At 28.7% G+C, this 22915-nt stretch carries 22 protein-coding genes and 1 tRNA gene; 6 read left to right on the forward strand and 17 right to left on the reverse strand.

Annotated elements, in window-relative coordinates:
* Positions 1 to 9: 9 nt before the first annotated feature.
* The 10 genes from MARPI_RS06825 to MARPI_RS06870 all read right to left on the reverse strand — a co-directional run bounded on the left by MARPI_RS06825 (position 10) and on the right by MARPI_RS06870 (position 10169).
* Positions 10 to 1188 carry an ABC transporter permease gene (locus MARPI_RS06825; RefSeq protein ID WP_014296859.1) on the reverse strand — a complete coding sequence of 393 codons (1179 nt, stop codon included), beginning with the start codon at positions 1186 to 1188 and terminating at the stop codon, positions 10 to 12.
* On the reverse strand, positions 1185 to 1871 hold the full coding sequence (locus MARPI_RS06830) for an ABC transporter ATP-binding protein (protein ID WP_014296860.1): 687 nt from the start codon (positions 1869 to 1871) through the stop codon (positions 1185 to 1187). The genes MARPI_RS06825 and MARPI_RS06830 overlap by 4 nt, the downstream gene beginning before the upstream one ends.
* Before the next feature lie 11 nt (positions 1872 to 1882).
* Positions 1883 to 2863, reverse strand: a complete 981-nt coding sequence (locus MARPI_RS06835) for an efflux RND transporter periplasmic adaptor subunit (RefSeq protein ID WP_014296861.1) — start codon at positions 2861 to 2863, stop codon at positions 1883 to 1885.
* Positions 2860 to 4158: a TolC family protein gene (locus MARPI_RS06840; RefSeq protein WP_014296862.1), complete on the reverse strand. Its 1299-nt coding sequence runs from the start codon at positions 4156 to 4158 to the stop codon at positions 2860 to 2862. Before MARPI_RS06840 ends, MARPI_RS06835 begins: the two co-directional genes overlap by 4 nt.
* A gap of 13 nt (positions 4159 to 4171) precedes the next feature.
* Complete coding sequence (locus MARPI_RS06845) at positions 4172 to 5197, reverse strand: hypothetical protein (protein ID WP_014296863.1); 1026 nt, start codon at positions 5195 to 5197, stop codon at positions 4172 to 4174.
* Positions 5198 to 5457: 260 nt separating this feature from the next.
* Positions 5458 to 6348 carry a bifunctional enoyl-CoA hydratase/phosphate acetyltransferase gene (locus MARPI_RS06850; protein ID WP_014296864.1) on the reverse strand — a complete coding sequence of 297 codons (891 nt, stop codon included), beginning with the start codon at positions 6346 to 6348 and terminating at the stop codon, positions 5458 to 5460.
* Positions 6349 to 6376: 28 nt separating this feature from the next.
* Positions 6377 to 7225 carry a carboxypeptidase-like regulatory domain-containing protein gene (locus tag MARPI_RS06855; RefSeq protein ID WP_014296865.1) on the reverse strand — a complete coding sequence of 283 codons (849 nt, stop codon included), beginning with the start codon at positions 7223 to 7225 and terminating at the stop codon, positions 6377 to 6379.
* 25 nt (positions 7226 to 7250) lie between these two features.
* Complete coding sequence (lnt, locus tag MARPI_RS06860; RefSeq protein WP_014296866.1) at positions 7251 to 8729, reverse strand: apolipoprotein N-acyltransferase; 1479 nt, start codon at positions 8727 to 8729, stop codon at positions 7251 to 7253.
* Between the two features lie 16 nt (positions 8730 to 8745).
* A complete protein-coding gene (locus MARPI_RS06865; RefSeq protein WP_148265158.1) occupies positions 8746 to 9717 on the reverse strand; it encodes an adenine nucleotide alpha-hydrolase family protein in 972 nt (323 codons plus the stop codon).
* A complete protein-coding gene (locus MARPI_RS06870; RefSeq protein ID WP_014296868.1) occupies positions 9702 to 10169 on the reverse strand; it encodes a metallophosphoesterase family protein in 468 nt (155 codons plus the stop codon). The genes MARPI_RS06865 and MARPI_RS06870 overlap by 16 nt, the downstream gene beginning before the upstream one ends.
* Before the next feature lie 152 nt (positions 10170 to 10321).
* Here MARPI_RS06870 and MARPI_RS06875 point away from each other — a divergent pair.
* Both MARPI_RS06875 and MARPI_RS06880 read left to right on the forward strand, forming a co-directional pair.
* Positions 10322 to 10398, forward strand: a tRNA-Arg gene (locus MARPI_RS06875).
* Positions 10399 to 10449: 51 nt separating this feature from the next.
* On the forward strand, positions 10450 to 10722 hold the full coding sequence (locus MARPI_RS06880; protein WP_014296869.1) for a stage V sporulation protein S: 273 nt from the start codon (positions 10450 to 10452) through the stop codon (positions 10720 to 10722).
* Positions 10723 to 10750: 28 nt separating this feature from the next.
* Here the strand turns inward: MARPI_RS06880 and MARPI_RS06885 are convergent, their stop codons facing one another.
* The 7 genes from MARPI_RS06885 to ruvC are packed head-to-tail and all read right to left on the reverse strand — an operon-like array spanning position 10751 to position 16984.
* Complete coding sequence (locus MARPI_RS06885; RefSeq protein WP_014296870.1) at positions 10751 to 11404, reverse strand: HAD family hydrolase; 654 nt, start codon at positions 11402 to 11404, stop codon at positions 10751 to 10753.
* Positions 11405 to 11419: 15 nt separating this feature from the next.
* The gene (locus tag MARPI_RS06890) at positions 11420 to 12670 is read right to left on the reverse strand and encodes a hypothetical protein (protein WP_014296871.1); all 1251 of its coding nucleotides are present in this window, start codon (positions 12668 to 12670) and stop codon (positions 11420 to 11422) included.
* A complete protein-coding gene (locus MARPI_RS06895; protein WP_014296872.1) occupies positions 12667 to 14379 on the reverse strand; it encodes a penicillin-binding transpeptidase domain-containing protein in 1713 nt (570 codons plus the stop codon). The genes MARPI_RS06890 and MARPI_RS06895 overlap by 4 nt, the downstream gene beginning before the upstream one ends.
* A complete protein-coding gene (locus tag MARPI_RS06900) occupies positions 14360 to 14770 on the reverse strand; it encodes a hypothetical protein (RefSeq protein WP_014296873.1) in 411 nt (136 codons plus the stop codon). The genes MARPI_RS06895 and MARPI_RS06900 overlap by 20 nt, the downstream gene beginning before the upstream one ends.
* Entirely contained in the window at positions 14770 to 15435 is a 666-nt protein-coding gene (locus MARPI_RS06905) for a hypothetical protein (protein ID WP_171814212.1), read from the reverse strand. Before MARPI_RS06905 ends, MARPI_RS06900 begins: the two co-directional genes overlap by 1 nt.
* Before the next feature lie 17 nt (positions 15436 to 15452).
* Complete coding sequence (gene mreB / locus MARPI_RS06910) at positions 15453 to 16463, reverse strand: rod shape-determining protein (RefSeq protein WP_014296875.1); 1011 nt, start codon at positions 16461 to 16463, stop codon at positions 15453 to 15455.
* Between the two features lie 47 nt (positions 16464 to 16510).
* The gene (gene ruvC, locus MARPI_RS06915) at positions 16511 to 16984 is read right to left on the reverse strand and encodes a crossover junction endodeoxyribonuclease RuvC (protein WP_014296876.1); all 474 of its coding nucleotides are present in this window, start codon (positions 16982 to 16984) and stop codon (positions 16511 to 16513) included.
* 188 nt (positions 16985 to 17172) lie between these two features.
* Here ruvC and MARPI_RS06920 point away from each other — a divergent pair, with 188 nt between their 5' ends.
* The 4 genes from MARPI_RS06920 to secA all read left to right on the forward strand — a co-directional run bounded on the left by MARPI_RS06920 (position 17173) and on the right by secA (position 22914).
* Positions 17173 to 17643 (forward strand): hypothetical protein, encoded by a 471-nt coding sequence (locus MARPI_RS06920; protein ID WP_014296877.1) that lies wholly within the window; start codon positions 17173 to 17175, stop codon positions 17641 to 17643.
* Between the two features lie 20 nt (positions 17644 to 17663).
* The gene (locus MARPI_RS06925; RefSeq protein ID WP_014296878.1) at positions 17664 to 19004 is read left to right on the forward strand and encodes a collagen binding domain-containing protein; all 1341 of its coding nucleotides are present in this window, start codon (positions 17664 to 17666) and stop codon (positions 19002 to 19004) included.
* 110 nt (positions 19005 to 19114) lie between these two features.
* On the forward strand, positions 19115 to 20455 hold the full coding sequence (locus MARPI_RS06930) for a hypothetical protein (protein ID WP_041638554.1): 1341 nt from the start codon (positions 19115 to 19117) through the stop codon (positions 20453 to 20455).
* Between the two features lie 8 nt (positions 20456 to 20463).
* On the forward strand, positions 20464 to 22914 hold the full coding sequence (gene secA / locus MARPI_RS06935; RefSeq protein WP_014296880.1) for a preprotein translocase subunit SecA: 2451 nt from the start codon (positions 20464 to 20466) through the stop codon (positions 22912 to 22914).
* Position 22915: the final 1 nt, after the last annotated feature.

Genomic DNA, 22915 nt, shown 5'->3' on the forward strand with positions numbered 1-22915 from the left:
TGTTTTTTATTATTCATATCTTAAAGAATCAACCGGGTTAAGTTTAGAAGCTTTTACAGCAGGAGACACTCCAAAAAATAGGCCTATACTCATAGAAATAAGAACAGTCATTATTATCTGATTAATATCAAAGAACGGAGTAATCTTTATTAATATACCAATACCTTTTGATACGTATAATCCTATAATAAGTCCAATTATTCCAGCCACTGTTGTTAAAAAGATTGATTCTGTTAAAAATTGCATAAGTATATTAGCGTTTGTAGCACCAATAGCTTTTTTTATACCAATTTCACGAGTTCGTTCAGTAACAGAAACAAGCATTATATTCATAATACCTATACCGCCAACAAGCAATGAAATTCCAGCCACAATACCAAAAACAAGATTTAACATATTTGTTATTTCATTAACAGTTCCCAGCATCTCTGTTTGACTGTATATTTCAAAGTATTTTTTATCTTTTATCTTGTTTTTTAGAAAAAATTGAATTTCTGCTTTTGCCTGTTCAATAACTGCTCCATTTTTGGCTTTGGCAAAAAATTCATTTATAGCATTGGTTTTTAAAATTCGTTCAATTAATGTAGTATAAGGTATAAAGATACTATTAGCGACATTGAGGAACATGTTAATGTCTTTTTTCTTTAAAACGCCTACAACTTTTAATTTTATAACTCTGTCTTTAATTTTTAATTTTATATATTTTCCTATTGGGAATTCATGTTTAAACAATTTTTGAGCTATATTTTCTCCTATCATAGCAACCATTAAACGTGCTTTATTATCGGCGTCATTTATTAATCGCCCTTGTAATATTTCCAATTTATATAATTTTATAAAATCATTTGTTGTTCCAAATGTTTGACCGGGAAATTTGTTTTTTCTGTATGATGCTTCTGCAAAACTTGATATATTAGGAGTTATTTCGGAAATATATTGAGAATTTTTTTTGAAAGTCTCTAATTCTTTTATAGTAATTTTTTCTTTAGGAGAATAAGCATATGCGATAATTATATTGGATCCAATGGATTCAATATCTTTTTTTACTGAATATGTAGCTCCATTTCCAAGAGATAATACAACTATAACAGCCATTACACCTATTATTATTCCAAGCATTGATAAAAATGATCGCATTTTATTTCCAAATAATGATCTGAAAGCTTCTTTTATCATTTCTATAATCATTTGAAACTCTCCTTTTGTATTAATCCGTCTTTCAAATAAATATTATGTGTTCCAAGACTTTCTAAATCAGGATCGTGTGTAACAATAATTACAGTCATTCCAGATTTATTGAGATCTTTTAATATATTTATAATATCTTCACCGCTTTTTGAATCCAGATTTCCTGTGGGTTCATCTGCCAGTATATATTGTGGGTCATTTGCAAGTGCTCTTGCAATTGCAACTCTTTGCATTTGTCCTCCAGAAAGTTGCGAGGGTTTATGATGAATTCTATCACCTAATCCAACCATTTCCAATAATTCTTTGGCTTTTTTTCGTCTTTTAGAAGATGGAAGTCCTTTATAAATCATTGGTAATTCAACATTTTCCAATGCAGTAAGTTTTGGTAATAAATTAAATTGTTGAAATACAAAGCCTATTTTTTCTCGCCTGATACGGGCTAATTTTTTTTCTGAAAGATTACTTACATCCATATTGTCTACATATACTTTTCCAGAGGTTGGAGTATCAAGACACCCTATTATATGAAGAGTTGTAGATTTTCCAGAGCCAGAAGGTCCCATAATTATAACAAACTCTCCAGCTTTTATCTTAAAATTAATCCCATCAAGTGCATTTACATTAACTTCTCCCATTTTATAGACCTTTTTAACATCTTTTACTTCAAAAATCACCTTTTCCATTATTTCACCTTCTAAAAAATGGAAAGATTTTTATCTGCAGCTTTAATCATTATTGTATCACCATCTTTTAATCCTTCTTTTACTTCTATAAAATCATCAGTAATTAATCCTATTTTTATTTCTTTCTTTTCAATTTTTGGATTTCCATTTTCATCAACACCATTTTTGATTTTTACATAGGTTTTTTCATTTTCAAAAATTACAGCATCTGATGGAATTTTTATTATATCTGTAAGATTTAACGTTGTAATTTCACCTTCTGCAGTTGCTCCAAAGTAAATCTTTTTGTGTTTATCGCTATTTTTAGTAATGATTTTCGCTTTTATTTTCACTTTATCAGATGAACCTTTTTCAACAGTTCCTGGCGAAATATAGGAAATTACTCCCTCAAAATATTCCCCGGAAAGTCCATTGATTTTTAATTTTATTTTTTGATTTAATTTAATTTTATTATAGTCAAAAATGTCAATATATCCAATAAATTCTAATGTTGAATCATCTGCTATTATGCATAATTTTTGTTGAGAAGGCAAAATATCTCCTTTTCTTACATTTAATCCAAATATTATACCGTTGATAGGAGCTTTTATAAGCGTATTTTCATAATTTAGTTTAGCTTTTTCATAAGATAATTTTTTAATTTTTTCTTCCAATGTATTTGTACCCTTCACTTCTTCATAAGCTAATTGAGCATTTAACATGGAAATCTTATAGTCAAGATCGTCCACTTTCAAAATTTTATCCCCTTTTCTTAGATACTGCCCGTTTTTAGTAAATATTTCCTTTACTTCTCCGCCTATTTTTGAGTATATTATATAGAAATTTTCAGGATATACATATCCGTCTACATTAATAAATTCCGTTAAATCCCCTTTTTTTACAACATATTCTATTTCATTATTTATATTTGAAAAAGCTTTATTTGCATTACAGGATATTAATATCATAATAAGAGCTAAAATAATAGAGATAACAATTATTTTTCTTTTCATCTATTTAATTCCTCCTCAAAAATACTTATAATATCATATCCAAGGACATTATATAATGTAAGTTTATCAAATAACAGTTCAGCTTTTATTCTTTCATATTCAAAATGTGTTTTTAACATATTTATTTTTTCAAGTTTTAATTCATTTAAACTCAAATATCCTTTCTCGTATTGTTTTTTTGCAGTTTCATAATTGATTTCAGAAATCTGCTTTTCAAGATCAATACTTTTAAGCTGTAATTCGTCGTTATTTATTTTCTCCTGGATGTTTTTTATTTCGGTGAAAATAGCATTTAATTTGTTCTTATATTTTTTTAATGAAATAATATAATCCATATCCATGCTTTTTTTCGTATTTTGTCGATAGTTGTTATCAAATATATTGTATGAAAAATTTAAAAATATTGTTGTATCTGTTTTATAGCTATTGGTTAAATCGTTTTTATTATAATTCATTAAAATTCCCATATTTATATCAGGAAGATCATAAACAAATTTTCTTTTGAGCTTTGCTTTGTTTTTTTCAACTTCAAGAAGAGCAGCTCTTATATCTTCTCTATTTAATGGAATTTCCGTTATTGTTGAGGGCATAGAGAGTTCAATTAATATAACATCGGGGATATTATATTCTTTAATTTTATTAATAGATATCTGCAGATTATTAATAGATATCTTTTCATTTAAATAATTTTTTTGAAGAGTTAGATATTCTATTTTTCCAATAATGCCTTTTACATACTTCTTTTTAGCCTCATAGAACAATTGTTTCCTTATTTCAAAAGCTTCTTTTTGAAGATTTAATAAATTACTATAATAATTATAATAATAAGCGTTTTTTAAAGTATTTATAAATAGAGAATTTTTTAAATTTTTTAATTCCCATTTTGTGGATAATAATAAAATCTTTTTATCTATATTATTTAAATCATCAAAAGAAAATAATTTTTTAGAAATGCTAACAGAGTAAGAATTATTATTGTTGTTAAAATCAGACGTATATTTGAGGGTTCCAATAATATCAAAACCATAAATTTTCATATTTAAAGATAAAGGAATTTCAAGTTGCTTAAAATTATTGTTGTCGTAAAATCTGCTTGTAAATACACCTTCATTGATACCTATATTTTTTAAGATAGATTCTTCCATTTTTAGATTATTCAAAGCATTATTATAAGAATTTAAAGCCATTAAATATTGAGTATCATTTTCTATTTTTTCAACTATTTTATCAACGAAATTTGCAAATATTGTAAGGGTCAATAATGTCCAGAATAAAATTAAAAAGCTTTTTTTCATAATCTACACCTCATTAATTTAAAGAGATGATTTCTTCAATACAACTCTCAAAATCGCTTCCTTCTAAGGATATAAGATCTATATAAACTGAAACAACTTCATTATATTTTAAGGTTATTTGATTTAATGTGGAAAGATAATCAATCTTTAATTGATTATACTGTGTTTTTTCAATAAGTCCATTTTTTAATTTCATTTCAGCATTTTTTAATTGTAATTTGATATATTCCTGTTGAAGTTTATTTATTCTAATTTCATTCAGCAAACTGTTAAATCTGTTTATTAAGTCATTTATTTGTTTTTCTTTTAAATTTTTAACTTTTAAAAGATTATATTGCCCTTTTTTAAATTCTATTTCTTTCTTTTTTAGTTCAAATCCGCTTAGAATATCTTTTGTGGCATTAAATTCTTCTTCCAGAATTTCATAATTTAGCATTTGCCTTTTTAAATCAATATCATTATTCATTAATGATTTAATATCAAAGTGTTTTTTGGTTATTTTATCCTCATTTACAACAATATTATTTAAATTTATTTGCGAAATTCCACAAAACTTTTTGAATTCATCTATTATATTGTTATATTTTTCATTTATCGTATCATATATGTACTTAGCGTTTTTTAGTTGATATTCAGCATTTAATAATTCTATTTTGCTTATGAGATTTTTATTGTATAATTTTTGAGATTTTTCATAGTTATATTTAGCATTTTCGTAGTTTAATTTTTTAATATTTAAATCTCTTGCAGTTACATCAAGATTGAATAGATAATTTAAAAATCTTTTGTATAAATCCTTTTGTGTATTTAAATAATACCCGGTTTTATCTAAATGCATTATTTCACTTTTTATTAATGCTATAGTACTATCTGCTGTGATTCTGGCATTTTCATATTCCATAAGTTGTTCTTCCCTGCTTAACTCATTTAACAGATAATCCACGTTATTTTCTTTGAAAGAAGAGATATAATCTTTAATTCCTTCTGCATAAACAATAACGGTACCAATTAAAAGTAAAATAACAAAAAACTTTTTCACAATCCCACTCCTTTCATAATGTGAATAAATTCTTTTTTCTCGATATAATATTATATCATTTTTTTCTATGGTTTCAACCATAAAAATAAAATTTAACTGAAAATTAACAAAAAAATTTAAAAATAATCTTGTAATTTACTTTTTATCGTATTATATGAATTTGTCAATATTAGTGTTTTTTAAATAAAGTAAAATTGAAACAGAATAATAAAAAGCCTGATTCATAATGAATCAGGCTTTTTGTTTATTAAACTTATAAATTATTTTTCTGATTTTAATACAGCAAGTGCAAGTGATGCAAGTTTTGACTCGGCTGTGTCAGCTCTTGATACAATAACTATAGGAGCTTTTGCACCTAAAACAAGACCAGCTATTTTACCGTTTGCCAGGTAAACAGCAGCTTTTCCAAGAACATTACCAGCATGAATATCTGGTACAACAAGGATATCTGCATGACCAGCAACATCGCTTTTAATCTTTTTGATTTTTGCTGCCATTTCGCTCAATGCATTGTCCAATGCCAAAGGTCCGTCAACTGTACAGCCTTTAATTTGACCTCTTTTGTTCATTTGTGTGATAATTGCTGCATCCATTGTCTCTGGCATATCTGGATTTACAACTTCAACAGCGGCTAATAATGCAACCTTTGGATTTTCAATTCCCATTGAATGAGCTAATTCAACAGCGTTATTGATTATAGCAACCTTTTGATCTAATGTAGGTTTTATTATCATTCCACCGTCTGTTACTAATTTTAATGAATCAAGTGCATCTGTTTCAACTATTGCTACATGGCTTAATACGCTTCCTGTTCTAAGACCCCATTCTTTATTTAATACAGCTTTTAATAATTTTGATGTTTTTATTAAACCTTTCATTACAATATCTGCTGCACCTGAAGAAACTAATCTAACTCCCTGTTCTGCGGCTTCTTCTTCTGTTTTTGCGTCGATTATATCGAATTCTTTTCCTAATTCCTTTAAATTTTCTTCAATAATTTCTTTGTTACCAACTAATACAGGTTCTACAAAACCTTCGTCGTATGCGGCAGAAACAGCCTTTAAAGCTTCTTTATCTTCTGCACCAACTACTACAACCCTTTTTTTGTTTACTGTTTTTGCTTTTTCAATAACATCTTTTAAAGTTCTCAACCTGAATTCCCCCTTTATATAAGAGTTTTTATTGATCACCTATTGAAATATTAATTTGAACGGTGGCAGGTTCTAATTCAATATATCTTGCAAGATAGTAAGAATATCCCAGATCAGGATCATTCTCGTAATAAAAAGTAGCATTACTTTTTGCGACACCGATATTATAAACTCCTGGTCCAAGTTTTATTTTATTAAACTTAAAATATCCATCTTTATTGGTAATTGTTGAATATAATACAGTTGAATTATCTGTTGGAAGTATTAAAACAACTCTTCCAGGTTTTGGGGTTGCCAGTTCTCCTAAGTCTGAATTGTCATATACATGTCCTTCTATAGTTCTATAATCTGCTTCGGTATCTGCAACAGTCCATGCCCGTATTATTGGCGAAAACTCTTCAAGCGATGAATTATATGAATTTCCAATATCAAAATCAATGATTAGGTTATAAGTTCTTCCGGCACTTATAGAATCAATATTAACTGTAATATCCATTTCAGTTGATGAAATAGATATGTTCTTTGTTTTATCTTCTTCTACAATTGTTGCTGTTGGTGAAAGAATTACAGAAATTTTAGCGTTTTTTAAGTCTTTTTCGTTAATATTAAATTCTTTGATCTTTTCAAGAGTTCCAGCAAGTGTAAGAAAATTTTTTTCATAATTGCTTAATAATTCAATATTGGTGGAATCAGAGGTTAATTTCATTGATGCGACCTTTAAAGTTGCTTCTGAAATGCTTTCATCTGGTGCATCGGTTAGATAAACAATTATTTTGGTTAATTCTTCTGAGGTTTGGGGTTTTGGTTTAACGCATCCGGTTAATGAGAAAAGGAAAATAATGAGTATCATTGTGGTTATAAATACTTTTTTTAGCAAAATTTTTCACCTCTTTTTATTTTATTTATATAAGACTAAAGATTATTGCTAAAATAAGGATAATTACAATTATGATATTTGCATATTTTGTATAGAATGTAATTTCGTTATTTAATGGAACTGAAAATTGAGCACCTTTATATGTATGTGTTGGTAATGTGTTTATTATTCTTCCGTATTTATCTACTATTCCGGTAATACCGGTATTTGAAACCTGTATAAATGTTCTTCTGTTTTCTGCCGCTCGTAAAACAGATTTGGAAAAATGTTGTAGTAGAGCTGTTTTATGAGAAAACCATCCATCATTACTTATGGCGACTAAGAATTGAGCACCGTTTTTTGTGAAGTTTCTTGAAAGTTCTGGAAAATATGTTTCAAAACAGATTTGAACACTGAATTTTTTGCCATTTAAGTTGAGTATAGAGTATTCATCACCTGGTGTGTAAAAGCTTACTAACTTAAAGAAAGAAAATAAGCTGAAGACGCTTTTATATGGTAGAAACTCTGCAAAAGGCATTAATCTAATTTTGTTATATATATTTTCTATTTCACCATTTTTGTTTATGTATATAGCGCTGTTATAATATTCACGTTTTTCATAATCAACAGTGGGAAAACCCATGAGCCAGTTTTTATCTGATAACTTAATGGCTTCTTTAATGACTTTGAATATTTCATCGTTTCTTATGTCTTTTATAAATACAGCTTCTGGCAGGATTAATAGTTCAGAATTATCCTTGCTTTTTTCTATGTATTTTGATATTTCAACATATGATTTCCACATGTCATTTGAGTATTTTACTTCCTGAGGAACATTTGTCTGGAATACACTGATTTTAACGGAATTTTCTGAGGTGTTTATCATAGGTAATTTTTCTGAGATTGTAAAGTTTATTATATATAGTATGCCTATAATAAAAATACCGATTTTAAGTCTTTCGCGTTCAGGTGAAAATGCAATATATGCATTAACGAATAATATTAATATGGTAAGTCCAATACTACCTGTAAAAGGGAGTATTTGTAGAAATCCTGTGTGCATGTAAAGCGCATCGGATAAGTTTGCACCTGTAAATGCAAGGTCTCCAAATTGTTTTAAAATTTCAGCTGCTGCATATGAGAATACAGAAAATAGTATTAAAGATGTTTTGTTTATAACGCGCGATTTTCTGAAATATAATTCTCCTAAAATCCATATAATATAATATGGAATTGTAAGTATTAGAATCATAAGCAGATATGAGAAAAAGCCTATATATCCCGGGAATGTTTTTATTACCTCGGGAATGTTTTTGGTTAAAACAGGTACTTCCCACCATAATGTGGTTACCATTAACGAATAACTATATAAAAAGACTTTTATCAGTCTTTCTAATGTTTTTTTTGAGTTTACAAATGAATATATAAATGGAGCAACAGAAAACCAGACGAGAAATGAAGATAAATTTCCCGGCATTGATAATCCAGTTAAAATTCCTGAAATCAAAGGCAAAATATAGTTCAAAATATCCCTCCTGAAATTATTTCATGTATTCAAAATCTACTACATGGAATGTTGCAAGTCTTTCGTTTTTACTTTTTTTCCATTCTATTTCTATTGGTGCAGCAAATTCTGGTTGTAATCTTCCTTTGTCTACCCAATATTTTGATTCTTTATGGTTAAATATACCAGGATTTACGCTTATTGTTAATTTTATAGGCTTGTTTACAATATAGACTTCATCAATGCTTTTTTCTGAATTTAAGATATCTATAATTTCATTGTATATTTCCTCAGGTGGATATGGTTTTATGTTTATTAAAGCAATATTTTTTGATAAAGGACCTATTATTTTTACATTAGCAATTTCTCTTTTGTAGTTATATTTGTCTAAAATGTCATGTATTATTTCATTTGCAAAAGAAACAGCTCTTCCGTGATAATTCATGTTTATTAATAATTTTAAGAGATGTTTTAATTTACAACCTTCTCTATGGGCATTTTCTCCAACTTTTCTGATTTTAATGTTATATATTTTAATAATTTCCCTTAATTCTTCTTTTGTTAAGCCAATAATGGGTGAATAGAGATTGTTCATTACTTTTATTTCTGTTTTTCCCCATGAGTCCGATTGATTTGCACCTGTTGCAACAAGTTTATCTCCTGCAACAGACTTTACTCCTGACATTTTAAGTTTTCTAGTACATTGATTACAGTTTGGTCCTTTTTTCATTATTTTGTATTGTGCCATGTGCTTGTCAGTAAATATAATTTCAAGATCCAAATCCTCAGCGGTTCTTAAAACAGATTCTATACTTTTTGAATAAGCAAATGGACCAAATAATACGTTTACTAATTTTACGCGGTTTTTCCCCAAAGCTTCTTTTGCTAAAAATGCTGTTACTGTGCTATCCATGCCGCCAGAAAAGGCTACGTATAATATGTCGTCTTTTACTAAATCCTTTATTTCTGCTTTGATCTGTTCAACCTTTTTTTCTATATTTTCTGGAATTTCAAAGATACTTCATCACTCCCTATTTCCAATATTGCATAACTGTTTTCACAAAATGCACCTGGATTTATGCATCTAATATTATTTATTATTCTGTCATCAGGTCTGTGCGTATGTCCGTATATCATAATATCAATATTGCTGAATCTTTTTATAAGACGCTCAGGGTCTCCCCATCCTGCCTGATGTCCGTGTATAATTCCAATTTTTTTGCCTTCAATATTTATAATACGTTTTTCAGGTAATGAATATTTTACATCATAATAATCTGCATTTCCATATACGCCAATAAACTCAGGTGACTGAGCTTTAAAATAAAAAATAACCTCTTCTTCTATAAAATCACCTGAGGCTATAATATAATCATATTTTGAATAATCAATTTTTTCCAATTGCAAATACGTGCTGCGTGTTGGAATATGAATATCTGAAATTAAGAGTATTTTTTTCATATATATCACCCACTTTTATTATACCAGATTTTTTATAAACTTCTTATTAAATTTCTATTGTTCAATGAGAAAATAGAATACAGTATGCAAAAATTTTCTTTTTATCACTTGATTAAATTCGATTTTTACAGTATAATATATAAGGAAGTCTTGCACCTGTAGCTCAATTGGATAGAGCGTCGGACTTCGGATCCGCAGGTTGGGGGTTCGAATCCCTCCAGGTGCGCCATTACACGCCAATAATCGCAGAAATAGTATTAAAAAAAGGGAGGTAAGATTTATGGCAGAAGTAGAAGTATTAAAAGTTGCTGCAAACTCAAAACCTATTGCTATCGCTGGCGCATTAGCTGCAATTATAAGGGAAAAGGGGAAAGCTGAAATCCAGGCTATTGGAGCAGGTGCTGTTAATCAGGCTGTAAAAGCAGTTGCTATTGCACGTGGTTATGTAGCACCAAGCGGGATTGATCTTGTATGTATTCCAGCATTTGTTGATGTAAAAATCGATTCAGAAGAAAGAACAGCTATAAAGTTCGTTGTTCAACCAAGAAAATAAAAAGGGCTTAACGCCCTTTTTATTTTTTTTATATTGTATTATAAGCACTTTCTATTATTTTATTTTTTATTGTTAAAAGTTCTTTTATGTCATATATTATAAAATCTGCATCTTTTACTTCTTCCAGTGCATAGCCATATGTACAACCCACAGATAATATTCCATTCTTCTTTGCTGCATCTACGTCTTTATGTCTATCTCCAATCATAACAAAATCTTTCTTCCCGTTGGTTATTAGTTTTAATACATAATCCTTTTCTGCCCAGTTATACATTTCAGAACAATGTGGGAAATCTATGTATTTATTTAATTCTTTTTCCAACAATGCGTTTAAATATTTTTTGTTGCAATTGGAAAGTATATATAATGTGTGATTTTCGTTTTTTAATGTTTTTAGTACTTCGATTGCGCCGTCAAAAAAGATTTCATTTTTAGGAAGTTTTTCTATTATTTCAATTTCGTATTTATCAAGCAATTTTATGGCTTTTTCTATAATTTCGGGGTCTTTTGTGTTTAAAAGACCATAAAAGATGTCATCTATTGTATAACCTATGTATTGTAAGATTTCTTCTTTTTCAATGTTAGGATTATATCCAAGATCTTTTAATAATTGTCTTATTGCAGGTATTGCAATGTTTTCTGTATTGATTAATGTTCCATCGAGGTCAAATATAAAATTCACTTTTTCACCGCCATTTTAGTAACTCATTATATTTTCTTTTAATTTTAATTCTATGAATCCTTTATCTTTAATCACTCCAAATAATTCGATATAATCCCCAAAAACCTTTTTCTCAATATTATTTAAATTGGATTTTATATTTTCAAGGTTTACAGAATATCCGGTTATTTTGATTTTGAATTTTTTAGTTGTAGTAGAGCTGTTTGTTAGATTTATCCTGTATGTTTTTTCAATGTAATCTTTTGTTCTGTATTCATTTAAAAGTATTATATCGGCTTTTACATTCCAGCCTTTTCCAAGATTTATTTCAGCATAGTCATTTATGGAAGTTTTTGTAAGCTTTGAAACTTTGTTTATAAATTCTGTTTTTCCATTTTTTGTGTATATTCTAAAATCTCCTGAAATAAGAGGAACACCTAAACCGTTTTCTTTTGAATTTAAGAACCTTCTTAAAACATCGAGGTATCTATTTTTTATTGAACCAGAATAAAAATCAAATGTGAGATACTGTATGTCTTCGTATTTCTTTATTTTACCAAGTGAAACTACTTTATTGAAATCTCCATTAAAAGGCAATATTTTTCCAATGTTTATTATTGTGGATTCATTAATTAATTGAGGTATATCATAGTTTTCTACAGGTCTTTCCATTGCAAGTGATTTTGAGTAATAATTTTCTTTAATTTGTGGTTTTGCAGTTTGTGTAAAGTTTTCATTTATTAGTATTGTATCGTATTCCTGGTTTAATCTTCCGGATATTTTATATGTTGCATATAATGTTCCGTCATCTTTCATATCATATACTATATCCCATTTCATAGGGGTGGATATTAATATTAATCCTTTAATCTTTTTTGCAGTTAGAATTTTATTATTAAAGAGTTTATTGAGATTTTCTTTTTCTGTTTTACACCACATTTTTAGATTATTATCAAAGTAATAGATAAATGCCGGATTAAATGTATCTTCTATTATAAGAGGATTTTGGTTTAATATTTTTACCCTGCCATTTATAGCTTCATGAAGTTTTTCATTGTTTCCTATTATTCTAAAAGCTACGTCCTCAGGAGCCGGGAAGGATATACTGTAATATTCGGCATTTTCTATGAAGATTACAGATTGGTCTTTTTCCAGAGAAAACTTAAAATTTTCTGTCCATGGCAATTCTTTGCTTATAATTCCAGTATTTCTAAATATCAGTAATTTATCTCCAAAAACTGAAAATGCAAACAGAATTAACAATGATAAAATTAAAATTTTTTTCATTTTTTGTTTTCCCCCTTTAAATAAAGATATTTTTCTAAAGCTTTTCGTGCTATTGGAGCAGCCACTGCGGAACCGTAGCCACCATTTTCAATAAAGGATACAATGGATACTTCTGGCGAGTTTGCAGGCATAAATCCGGCAAACCATGAATGAGGCGATTTTCCTCCCATTACTTCTGCTGTTCCAGTTTTACCAGCAACTAATTCTTTGAAGTCCTTAAAAACATGATATGCCGTTCCGCCGTTTGAACTATCACCGGGATATGTTGTAACTTCAACTAATCCCTTTAATATATTAAAATAATTAAATTCATTTATTGGATGATAAAAATCAAGATGCTTTTCAAAATTTTTAAAATTTCCTGTTATATTTGTTATATATTTGTCCATTACATGAAATCTATAGTATTTTCCCTGTGTGCTTAATATATTATATAATCGCAAAATACTTATTGGAGTAAATTGCATATATCCCTGACCTATTGAAGTTAAAACAGTTTCCCCAATATACCAGTCCTGATGGAATTTTTCCTGTTTCCATGTTCTACTTGGAAATATTGAATTGACTTCTCCTGTTAAATCTATATTTGTTTTTTTGGATAATTTAAATGCACTGGCGTATGAACTCATTGTATCAATACCGAGTTTTAGACCAAGTTCATAATAATATAAATTACATGATACACGTAAGGATTTTACAAGGTTTGTTATACCATGACCAAATATATTCCAATCATAATATTCAGCTATAATTTTTCCTGAAGAATTTTTTAGTTCAAACTTTCCATCACACATTATTGTGGATTCCGGAGAAATTCCCTCTTCCAATCCAACCAGCGCAAAAAAAGGTTTTATAACAGAACCCGGAGCATAAGTGGTAGAAATAGCCCTGTTAACCAATGGTTGCTTTGTGTCGTATAAAATTTTCTTCCATTCCCTTATTGTTAGTCCTGAAGAGAATAGATTGGGTTCTACAGAAGGATAACTTACCAACGCCAGAATATCCCCATTATTTGGGTTTGACATTATTACTGCGCCGGGTTTTTTATATTTTTCTATTTCATCATATATAAACTTTTGAAGTCTATAATCAATTGTAAGATATATATCTTTTCCTTTTATAGGCGATACTTCTTCGAGAACTTTTTTTACACGACCGCCTGGGGTTATTTTAGCTATTTGATATCCGGGTTTTCCTTCAAGAATATCATTATAAACTTTTTCTATTCCATATAATGGTTTTCCATCTGAGTTTACATAACCAACAATAGGATATATAGATTTGTCTTTATATTTCCTTACGTATTTTTCAGATATTCTAAAACCTTTAAGATTATTTAGTGTTTTAATACCAGCAGGTGTTAATTTTACAGTAATCTTTTTTTGAAATAGCAGTTTATCAATATATGTTTCAGGAGAATCACTGATTTCTGAGAATACTTTTCTTAATTTTTCATATGTTTCTTCAGAAAATGATTCATTGAAATTTTCAATTACATACTCCTTTTCATTCCAGGCCAATAAGATTCCGTTTTTATCGTATATATTTCCTCTAATTGCGTTGAGAGTGATAATTCTTGTACTTAGTTCATCAACATCACGGGCATATTTTTTATGGTTTATTATTTGCAAATATCCACTTCTCATTATTAAAAAAGCAAAGGAGATAAATATTACATAGATTATACTTCTAAAGCGTGATTCTTTCATTTTTTCCAACCCTTCCGGTTATAATAAAATGGGCTATGGCTATTAGTATATAAGAGATTATAAGTGTATAGAAATTTTTGTTTAATAATGCCAGAAAAAATAGAGGAGGAAGTGTGCTTATTATACTTCTAAAAAAACTTTTTTCTAAAAATTCCAAGAGTTTTCCAGAAGCAATTGTGATTAAAAAGAATATAATTGTCATTCCTCCAATATCATATTTGGAGGAAAAGTATATTATTGAGTATAAAAATGAGAAGAATATCAGCTTTTCGGGTTTTGTATATTGAACAATTAAAAAAACTATACCAAAGGTAAAGAAAAGTATGTCTCCAAACCATCTATCCCAGGAAACGGAAATTAATGTCATTAGTGTTATATATAAAATATCCATTATTCCACCTCTAATTCTGAAAATAGGAATATATCCGCTTGTGGAATGTCATTTTTAAAGAAATAAGAAGTATTTGATTTTATATATGCGGTCCCTTTAATATAAACTTTTGATTGAAGCCAGTTTTTATATGAAATTAAAATCTTATAATTTTTGCCATTTTCAAAAAGTTTTATGCCTTCTGGAATATGAATAATAAGATTTCCATTTCCTGTTTCCTTTATTAAAATATCGTATCCATCATATCTTCCGAAAAATTCTCGTTTTCCCCAGCCGAGCTTTTGAACAACAATTTCACCTCTTAAATTTTCTTCCACAAATCCTGAAATAATATTTTCTTTTGAAAAACATATACTGTTTTTTCTGACGTTTTTTGAACTTTTTATATATATATATCGTTCATCTTCATTTATATATATTCCAGGGGTTAAAGATAAAGATATGTTAGTTTCTTTAGTTTTTATGGAATAGCTTTTCGTGGATTCTACTATTTTATTTTCTAAAATATTTAAATAATCTCTATTTTTTATAGTTAAAAGATAATTATTTCGCAGGTCAACAAAAACAATATCCAGAGGGTAATTTACTCTGGATATAATAAAATTTATATGAGGGTATATAGTTGATATAACAGATAAAAGTATTAAAGAAATTAAGTAATACAAAAACTTTCTATTCATAATTATTTATGAAGTTTTGAAAGATTATCCAGTATTTTAACCTTATCCAACACCATTCCCGCACCTCTGGCAACAGCAGTAAGCGGATCTTCAGCAACAACAACATTAATTTTTGTTTCATGCTCAATAAGTTCTTTAAGTCCTTTTAATAAAGCACCACCACCTGAAAGGTAAATACCTTTCATAACAATATCTGTTAATAATTCAGGTGGAGTTTCTTCTACAGTTAATTTTATCTGTTCTACAATTTTTGATACAGGATTGCTTATAGCTTCCCTGATTTCATAGCCTTTTAATACAATATTTCTTGGTAATCCTGATAAAATATCCCTTCCTATAATTTCAACTTCTTCATTATCGTATTCGTCATTTGGCCAGGTATTTCCAATTTTTTTCTTGATTCTTTCAGCGGTTCTTTCTCCGATAAGAAGTCCGCTTTTTTCTTTTACATAATTTATTATTGCTTCATCTAATTCATCTCCAGCAATTCTAACGGATTTTGATAGAACAATACTTCCAAGGGAAATTACAGCAATTTCTGTTGTTCCACCGCCTATATCTACAACCATATTACCGGAAGCTTCTTCAACATTTAATCCTACACCAATAGCAGTTGCCATAGCTTCTTCTATAAGAAAAGCTTTTCCAGCACCAGCGTCCAGTGTAGCCTTATGTAAAGCATTTCTTTCAACCTCTGTTGCATCTGTTGGAATACCAACAACAACTATGGGTTTTAAAAATGTAAATGAACCAACAGAAGCATCTATGAAATATTTTAACATTGCAAGTGCTGTATTGTAATCAGCAATAACGCCATCTTTCAAAGGCCTTATGGCAATAATATTTGCAGGTGTTTTTCCTATCATTTTTTTTGCTTCTTTTCCAACAGTTAAGATTTCCCTTGTATCCTTTTCTATAGCAATAACAGATGGTTCGTTAACAACAATTCCCTTTCCTTTTACATAGACCAATGTATTTGCAGTTCCTAAATCTATTCCTATATTAGCTCTCATTTTATTTCCTCCCGAAATTCATGTTTTTAATATTATATCATATTTTCTTAAAAACGTCTATAATTTCCGTGACAAAAGGCAATTGCAATGGCATCTGCTGCATCATCAGGGGTTGGTGTTTTTTTTAGGTTAAATATTGTTTTTAACATTCTCTGTATCTGTCCTTTTTCAGCACGTCCATAACCGGTTATTGCCTGTTTTACCTGATAAGGCGTATACTCAGCAATAACAAGTCCAGCTTGCTGAAGAGTCAGCAGTATTACTCCTCTTGCTTCTCCAACCTGAATGGCAGTTTTTACATTTTTAAAGAAAAAAAGACTTTCAACAGCAGCTTCATCAGGATTATATTTATTTATTAACTCATTCATTTTTTCATATATTTCCAGTAATCTTTTGTTTAAATCTGCATTTTTATCTGTTTCTATTACTCCAAAGTCTATTAGTTTAAAGGTGTTTCCAATCTTATCAATAACTCCAAAACCAATCCTTCCATATCCAGGATCTATTCCTAATATTCTCATATTCTACTCCTTTAAATATAATATTTTTTCATTCAGATTATAACATAAAATCAATTATTTTTATTTAATTTGCTTTAATTCAAGAATAAGAGTATAATCATAATACATACATTAAAAAAATATTCAAATATTATTAACTTTAAATATAGTGGCATCGCATAATAAAATAAAGGAAATGAGGTGTATTTATGAAAAAAATGGTATTTATGTTATTGGTTATAGGTGTTTTTTCAGGGATTATGTTAGGTTTTGAAATCTCAGGAAGTTATTTAAAAGAATTGTCTGGATATGAAAGAGCTTTTGTGGGTGGAAGTGTAACTATTGGTGATAAGGATATATTTGGATTGGAAATAGGTGTTTTTTCCCCGGAGGATATTATAAATACAGGTGAAATAACATATCTGCAACCAACTATCTTTTTTTTAGTCCAGATTCCAACTAAAAGAATAAAGGTATTTTCGGGAATAAGTCCAATTATTCAATATTACAATGGAGAATTTTCAATTTATTCCTATACAATGTATCTTACAAAAGCAGGAATTTCAATATATTTAGGGCCTTTTGTTATTACAGGTGGTGTTAATACAGTTTTTGACCTGTCATTTCAACAGACATTTGGAATATTTGGAGTATATGGTGAATTTGGACTAAGATTTTAAAATTAATGGAGGGAAAAATTATGAAAAGAAAAATAATTATTATAATAGGTTTAATAACCATATTTTTGTTTTTTTCATGTCAAAAAGTTGATCCGATAATGGAAAATGGAGATGTTGATGGATATGCAAATTTAAGTGATAATGTGGATAATAGCAATATTAAAGTATCAATAGAAGGTTTAGAGGCAACAGGAAATGGATTTAGTCCAGTTGATACTATAAGTACCTTAAATAAAACTAAAACAATTGAAGATGGTTATTTTTCATTGGAGAATATTCCAGAAGGGAAATATATAATAAAGGCCGAAAAGGATGGGTATTTTCCAACAAAAAAATTTATAGATATAAAAAATAATGAAAAAACGACTTTAGGAGCATCTCTGGTGTTATATCCGTTAGGAGATTATGGTACTTTAAATGGAAAAGTTAAATATATTGATAAATCAGACCAAACAGGTATTTTGTTAGAAATTAGAACGCCAGAAGGAGAACCTTTGCCCGGGATGTACACATTTTCAGACAAAAATGGAAACTATTCATTTGATTTTGTTCCTGTGGGTAATTATATAGTGTATGCAAGAGATGTCGAAGAAAACTCTGAATATTCGGCAGATGCAGCACCAATTGTTATAGAAAACGGAAAAAATACAGTGGCACCGGATTTGATATTACGTAAAGCGGCAAAACATGTTGTTATTTTTAAAGATGTAGATGCCTGGTCAGAACCAAGTGCTGTTACGGATATTTTAGATAATATAGGTTTCTCTGAAGGTAGTGGTATAAAACAATATGAAATAAAAAGTTCTGAAGATATTAATAATTTAAATTCATTTGATTCAAGTTGGGCTATAATTATCGAGGGTGATCAGACAGGTAATTTTTATGATATATATAAAACCAATATGGATAAATTTAATACTTTTGTAAGTAATGGTGGAACGTTATTCTGGATTGCCTGCGACAATGGCTGGAATGGAGGAGATTTTACAGGAACTCTTCCTGGCGGTGTAACCTGGAGAGATTATTATGATAGTTATAATGAAATAACAAATAGAACACATCCATTATTGGCAGGCTTTCCTGAAGAATCTTTAGTGGGTAATTATGCAAGTCACGGAGGTTTTGATAATTTAAGTTCGGCAGATATAATTAACCCTGTGGTATTTATAAAAGAATATTCTACAAATGAAAAATATCCAACATATATTGAATATAGATATGGAAATGGAAGGGTAATCGCTTCGACTTCTCCTCTGGAATATTATATTGGAAATTTAGCAGGGGATAGCGAATGGTATATTTTATTACTTAAGCGATCAATAGAATATACCTTTAACCTGCCTCTTACCCCAGTTGAATAAAAAATAAAATAAAATAAAAACAAAGCCGTCAGGCTTTGTTTTTATTTTATACTTTTATATCAAAAATTTTTTTGATATAATTGATTTATCAAAATTTAGAGGTGATTGTGTTGAAGAAAATCCTGATAATTATATTGATTTTTATTAATATAACCATATTTTCAATAGGGTTTGATATATCTTTTTACTGGAAATCTCCTGGAAGATTTTATTCCAGCGTATATCAGAATATACCATTTTTTAGATATTTGTATTCTAAAGAAGGTGCGGGACAGGAACAATTATATTCTTTTCTGGAAAAAAATATAGATAAAAGTCTTAAAAATGATGTTTTAAAGTTTATTAATTCGGATTTTTTATTTTTAACCAATGATACATTATCTCTGGAGAATATGTTCTGGATAATTCCTATACAGGATAGTATTAAATTTATATCTAATTTTAATGGATATATAATAACAGATTATAATGATATAGAAAAATTAATTTATTTGATAAAAAATCTTTTTAGTTATGAGGTAGAATATAATAATGGAAAATATAATATAAAACAGTTAAATTTAAAATTCCAATTAATAGCAGATCATATAATATTTTATAATGGAAAAGCAATAGACTTAACAGAAATTTTTGGGCTTTTAGATTATTTTAACGAGTTAAAATTACAGGTAACCACAAATGTATATATCCATTTTAAAAATCACAAATTTAATTTTTTTGTTGAACCTTTGCAGGAAAAATATATTCAAAAATATCCGGATACTTCTGAGGGAACAGTAACAGTTCAATATGAAAATAAAAATATCATATTTAATATTGATACAAATTTCAAAGTATTAAAAAGTACCTCGCTGAAAAAAGATTATAAAATTTTTGGTGATTCTGTTGTATATTTAAATATAGAAAAAAAAGAAAATATTTTAAATATCGCAAAGAGAATTTTTACACCAGATGACGATTATTCGCTTAATGTATTAAGATATATTCTTGAAAGCGTAAAAAATGTAGATTCAGTATATATAAGCGAATATTTTTCGAGAAAGGGTGATGGGATATCCATAATTATACCAGGTGAAGTTAACGTCGAAAAATTGGAAGAAAAATTTTCTCATTGGAACATCAAAAGTAAAAAATTGGGGAATTATACTTATTATACTATTTATTATAAAAATATTGGAGATCCGGTATATCTTTATTTAAACGAAAAACAGTTAATTATATCTTCAAATTCTCCATCTTTAATGAAATATATTATAGTAAGTTCTAAAAAGATATCAAATTTAGGAGTATTTAAAAATATTGATAATCTGGAAAATAATGTATTATATTTCTGGTATATAAATATAAATTCTTTTTTCGAGGAGTATATAGGCGATTCAGTTCCCGGTGAAGTTTTAATTTTAAATTCTGAAGAGGATAATAGATTTAAAGAGTTAATAATATTAAGGTAGGTGAAAGGATGAGTATTTTATCAAAAATATTTGATAAAAATAAAAGAACATTAAACAGATATAGAAAAACGGTGGAAAAAATAAATAAAATAGAACCGGAATATGAGAAATTATCAGATGAAGCGTTAAAGGCAAAAACTGAAGAATTTAAAAAGAGATTGGAAAATGGAGAAACGCTTGATGATTTATTAGTTGAAGCGTTTGCTACAGTAAGGGAAACGTCTAAAAGAGTATTAAATATGAGGCATTTTGATGTGCAATTAATGGGTGGTATTGCTCTACACGAAGGAAATATAGCAGAAATGAAAACAGGTGAAGGTAAGACTCTTGTTGCCACGCTTGCTGTTTATTTAAATGCATTAACAGGAAAAGGAGTACATCTTGCCACGCATAATGATTATCTTGCTAAAAGGGATGCTCAATGGATGGGGCCAATATATGAATTTCTTGGTCTCAGCGTAGGTTTTATTCAGGCAGGAATGGAGACAGCCGATAGAAAAAAAGCTTATCAATGCGATATTACATATGGAACAGCAAATGAATTTGGTTTTGATTATTTGAGGGATAATCTTGTATATGATCTTGAAGATAAAGTTCAAAGAGGACATCATTATGCAATAGTTGACGAAGCAGATAGTATTTTAATTGATGAAGCCAGAACACCGCTTATTATTTCAGGTCCTTCTGATACACCTTCACATTTATATACAAAATTTGCAGGAATTGCAAGAAAGTTGAAAAAAGACGAAGATTTTACCTTAGATGAAAAGGGTAAAGCGGTAATATTAACCGATGAAGGTATATCAAAACTTGAAAAGATGCTGGGAATTGATAACCTTTATGATCCAAAAAATATACACTTTTTATTCCATACATTAAATGCATTAAAAGCTTTATATTACTTTAGAAGAGATAAAGATTATATAATTCAGGATGGAGAAGTTATTATTGTTGATGAATTTACAGGAAGGCTTATGCATGGAAGACGTTATAGTGAAGGGCTTCATCAGGCAATTGAAGCAAAAGAAGGTGTAAAGGTTAAAGAAGAATCATTAACCTATGCAACAATTACATTCCAGAACTATTTTAGAATGTATGAAAAACTTGCTGGTATGACAGGTACTGCAAAAACAGAAGAAGATGAATTTAAACAGATATACAACTGTGATGTTGTGGTTATTCCAACAAATAAACCTGTTATAAGAAAGGATCAAAATGATTTAATATTTAGAACACAAAAGGAAAAATGGAATGCAGTTGTTTCTGAAATAAAAGAACGATATAAAAAAGGGCAACCAATGCTCGTTGGTACAACGTCAATTGAAACAAGTGAATTGCTCAGTAGCATGTTGAAAAAAGAAGGAATACCACATAATGTATTAAATGCGAAGTATCACGAAAAAGAAGCAGAAATAGTTGCACAAGCCGGTCAAAAAGGAATGATTACCATTGCAACAAATATGGCAGGTAGGGGTACAGATATAAAACTCGGTGAAGGTGTTGTAGAGCTTGGTGGTTTATATGTAATTGGTACTGAAAGGCATGAAAGTAGAAGGATTGATAATCAGCTCATAGGTAGGTCTGGAAGGCAGGGAGATCCTGGAGAATCAAGATTCTTCCTTTCATTTGAAGATGATCTATTAAGACTCTTTGGTGGTGAAAAGTTAAAGAGTATAATGGGTGCTTTAAAGATACAGGATGGAGAGCCTATAGAGCATGGATTGCTTAGTAAAATAATAAAAGATGCTCAAAAAAGGGTAGAAGGAATACATTTTTCCATAAGAAAAAGATTATTTGAATTGGATTCTATAATGGATTATCAGCGTTCTTCTATATATGCTCATAGGGATTGGATTTTATCTCAGGGTGATTATGATGATCACCTAAAGGAAATATTTGAAGATGTTGTGGATAGAATAATTGAATCTTCAATAACTGATGAAGAAACTATAGATAAAGAAGAATTAAAGAAAAAACTATTATCATATGGAATAGTTGAAAATATAGAATTTGATACAGTTGAAGAATGCAAAGATAAAATCTTTAAAATATTATGGGATAAATACAAGTCCAAGAAAGAAGAATTTGGGGAAGACTTTAAGAAAATAGCTAAATTTATAATGTTAAGAATAATTGATGAAAGATGGAGAAAACATTTAGAAGCTATAGAACATTTAAAAGAGGCTGTAAGTTTAAGAGCCTATGGTCAAAAAGATCCTACAATGGAATTTAAGAAAGAATCGTATATTATGTTTGAGGAATTAATAAACAATATATATGATGATACAGTATCGTATCTATTAAGAATAGTAAAGGTAGATACTTCAAAAGAAGAGGAAGAAACAAAGAAGAAGATACATCAATTAAACTTTGTGCATAATGATGGTAGCGTTATTAATAGAGAAGAAAAAAGAAAGCAAAATAAAAAATCCCACAAAAGAATTAGAGTGAAGAGGTGAA

Source organism: Marinitoga piezophila KA3, assembly GCF_000255135.1.
In the GTDB taxonomy this organism is placed as follows: Bacteria; Thermotogota; Thermotogae; order Petrotogales; family Petrotogaceae; genus Marinitoga; species Marinitoga piezophila.